Source organism: Bradyrhizobium sp. P2_E8, assembly GCF_056403875.1.
In genome coordinates this window covers 1-3,298 of the sequence record NZ_JBFUES010000847.1, presented here as the reverse complement: position 1 = coordinate 3,298, position 3,298 = coordinate 1, and the positions used below count along the sequence as shown (strand labels likewise).

The window sequence follows — 3,298 nt, the reverse complement described above, 5'->3', positions numbered from 1 at the left end:
GGCGAGTACGGCGTCTTCAGCACCAGCTTGATGGTGAGGGGATCGACGACCTCGACATGGTCGACGCTGGCGAGCTCGGATTTGCGGAACGAGGTCGGCAGCGTCATGTGACGCTCGATCGAGAATTTTGCCGCTTCCGCGTCCAGCGGCTCGCCGTCGTGGAATTTGACGCCTGGCCGGAGCTTGATCGTCATCTCCTTGCCGTCGGCCGACGTCTCGTGGGACAGCGCGAGCTGCGGCACTATGTTGAGCTTCTCGTCGATGTCGAACAGCTTGTCGCAGAACGCGGAGAACACGATGCGGCCGACGTAGGTGCGGCCGATGCTGGGATCGAGGATATCAGGGTCTTCGGCGATCCCGATGCGAAGCGTGGTCTGAGCCTGGGCCGTGCCCACGAGCGACGTCAGCAAGGCCGACGCCAGGATTGTCAAACGCATAAAGCTCATCGCTCTCAACCTCTGTTTCACGGCTATGCGGGGTCCGTCCCCAATGGACTAACCCCGCCGCCGCGTGCTGCTTCCGGACCGGCGCTGAAGGCGGCAACCAATTTTTCAAGAACCGGCGAGAAACCGCCATCCATGGGGACGATGGCCGCGGAGGACGGCAGTTCCGACGTTCGGTGGCAAGCTGTTGCATGTCCGATGCCATCCGAGACAAGCTGAGGCATCTCGCTGCGGCAGCGGTCCACGACATAGGGACAGCGGGTGTGGAAGCGGCATCCCGGCGGCGGATTGAGCGCGCTGGGGATCTCTCCCTGGAGCACAATCCGGCTGCTTTTTGCCCGCGGTTTAGGCACGGGGATCGCAGACAGCAGCGCGCGGCTATAGGGGTGCCGGGGCGCGGCGAACAGCGCGTCCGCCTCCGCGGTCTCGACGATCTGGCCGAGATTCATCACCGCGACGTGGTCGGCGATGTGCTTGACCACGGCGAGGTCGTGCGAGAYGAAMATGTAGGCAAGGCCGAGCCGGTCCTGGAGCTCGCGCAGGAGGTTGAGGATCTGCGAGCGGATCGAGACGTCGAGCGCCGAGACCGGCTCGTCGCAGATGATCAGTTTTGGCTCGACCGCGAGCGCGCGGGCAATCGCGATGCGCTGCCGCTGGCCGCCGGAGAATTCGTGCGGATAGCGTCGCTCGAGCCGCGGCTCCAGCCCGACCAGCCGCAGGATTTCCGCGACCCGTTCGCGCCGCTGTGCGGGTGGAACGAGATCGTGCAGCGCCAGCGGCTCGGTCAGGATCTGGCCGACGGTCATGCGCGGGTTGAGCGAGGCGTAGGGATCCTGGAAGATGATCTGCGCTTCACGGCGGAACGCGCGGAGCGCGCCGGCGTCGAGCGAGAGCAGGTCGCGGCCATCGAAGCGGATCGTGCCTGCATCCGGCTCGATCAGCCGCAGCACCAGGCGGCTGACGGTGGATTTGCCGCAACCGGATTCGCCGACCAGGGCCAGCGTCTTGCCCGCCTCGAGCGAGAAGCTGACGCCATCGACCGCCTTGACATGCGCGAGTGCCCGGCCGAACAGCGAGCGCTCGGCGACGAAATGCTTGACCAGGCCTTCGACCTCGAGCAGAGCCATCACGACACCAGAAGTTCGAGCGGCGCGCGGATGCAGCGCGAGAGGTGACCGGGGCTGATCTCCACGAGCGGCGGCGGCGCCCTGGTGCAGGCGTCCAACGCGAAGGGGCAGCGTGCGGCGAAGCGGCAGCCGGCGGGCGGCTGCGCCATGTTCGGGACCATGCCTTCGATCGTCGCAAGCTGCTCGGCGCGGTGGTCGAGCCGCGGGATCGAGCCGAGCAGGCCGACGGTGTAGGGATGCTGCGGCGTCGAGAACAATTCATCCACCGGCGCGCGCTCGACGATCTCGCCGGCATACATCACCGCGACCTCGTCACAGACCTCGGCGACCACGCCGAGGTCGTGGGTGATCAGGATGATCGCCGCACCGCTCGCCGCCTTCAACTCGCGCATCAGCTCCAGGATCTGCGCCTGCAGGGTGACGTCGAGCGCGGTGGTCGGCTCGTCCGCGATCAGGAGGCGGGGGTCGCAGGCCAGCGCCATCGCGATCATCACGCGCTGGCGCATGCCGCCGGAGAGCTTGTGCGGATATTCGTCGACGCGCCGCTCGGGCGAGGGGATGTGGACGCGACGCAACAGCTCGATCGCGCGGTCGCGAGCGCTGCGCCGCGAGCCGCCGCGATGGCGCAGGATCGTCTCGATGATCTGGTCGCCGATGGTGAAGCTCGGGTTGAGCGAGGTCATCGGCTCCTGGAAGATCATCGCGAGCCGGTTGCCGCGGAGGTCGCGCAAGGTCTGGTCCGGGGTCTTCAGCAAATCGAAGCCGTCGAAGAGGATCGCGCCCGATATCTCCGCGCTTTGCTTCGGCAGCAACCCCATGATCGCGAGCGATGTCACGCTCTTGCCGCAGCCGGATTCGCCGACGAGGCCGAGCGTCGCGCCATTGGCGACGCTGAGATCGACACTGTCGACCGCATGGGTGACGCGGCCGTCGTCGCCGTGGAAGCGGATGCGCAGATCCTTGATCTCGATGAGAGGGCTTGTTCTCATGATCGTCTTGCACGGGCCGCGGCGATGCTGGCGTCGATGACGCTGCGATCGGTGTTGCCGGCCGGATTCTGCCGCGTCGGCATGGAGGAGCGGAAATGCACCCAGAGCTCGTGGCTGACCCGTTCGAGCCGCTCGAGCTCGCCGAGCGGATCGGGATGGTCGTCGGCGCGAATGTCCAGCGCCGGCCATTCCTCCTCGCCGTGGATCAGGAGTGCTGCGGACTGCTTGCCGCGTTTGTCGCCCCCGGCGGCCTCGCCCGCGCGCATCGCCGCGAGCAGGCGGCGCGGAAAGGGCAGGCTGTCATTGGCGATGTAGGTCTTGGCGGTCTCGTCGAGCACATCGGCGCCCGCGAGCATGTTGCCGGCGATCGAGAAGCCGCTGCCCGCGATGTGGCCGCACCAGTCGACGCAGTCGCGCCCGGTGTGCGCGGCAATCTCGCCGCTGGCGTCCATGATGTGAATCTGGCGGCTTTCGCGCCCGTCGTCGGTCGCGAGCAGGCTGGCGAGCACGTCATGCGCGTTCAGGCCTTCACGCAAGAGCTTGACGCCGTCGATGCCGTAATAGGGATTGACGAAGGCCTGCGTCGCGATCGCGCCGAGGCCGGCGGCGATATAGGGCACACGCGCGCCGACGGCGAAGAAGCGGGTTGCAACCGCGATGCCGAACTGGCCGGTGCCAGGATCGCGTGCGATGATCGACCAGGTCATATTCTGTCCATCAGCGTCCTGCTGCGTAGCCC

At 66.9% G+C, this 3,298-nt stretch carries 4 protein-coding genes; all 4 read right to left on the bottom strand.

The window, feature by feature from the left end; translation table 11 throughout:
• Positions 1-446 (bottom strand): ABC transporter substrate-binding protein (locus AC1D00_RS32950; RefSeq protein ID WP_477013544.1); only part of this gene is annotated, 446 nt, incomplete at its 3' end.
• Between the two features lie 23 nt (positions 447-469).
• Complete coding sequence (locus tag AC1D00_RS32945) at positions 470-1,570, bottom strand: ABC transporter ATP-binding protein (protein WP_477013543.1); 1,101 nt, start codon at positions 1,568-1,570, stop codon at positions 470-472.
• Positions 1,570-2,559: an ABC transporter ATP-binding protein gene (locus tag AC1D00_RS32940; protein WP_477013542.1), complete on the bottom strand. Its 990-nt coding sequence runs from the start codon at positions 2,557-2,559 to the stop codon at positions 1,570-1,572. The genes AC1D00_RS32945 and AC1D00_RS32940 overlap by 1 nt, the downstream gene beginning before the upstream one ends.
• On the bottom strand, positions 2,556-3,266 hold the full coding sequence (locus AC1D00_RS32935; protein WP_477013545.1) for a DUF1028 domain-containing protein: 711 nt from the start codon (positions 3,264-3,266) through the stop codon (positions 2,556-2,558). The genes AC1D00_RS32940 and AC1D00_RS32935 overlap by 4 nt, the downstream gene beginning before the upstream one ends.
• Between the last annotated feature and the right edge of the window lie 32 nt (positions 3,267-3,298).

Coding starts and splice junctions, on each gene's coding strand:
- AC1D00_RS32940 (WP_477013542.1), bottom strand. CDS start 2,559: ATGAGAACAAGCCCTCTCATCGAGATCAAGGATCTGCGCATCCGCTTC.
- AC1D00_RS32935 (WP_477013545.1), bottom strand. CDS start 3,266: ATGACCTGGTCGATCATCGCACGCGATCCTGGCACCGGCCAGTTCGGC.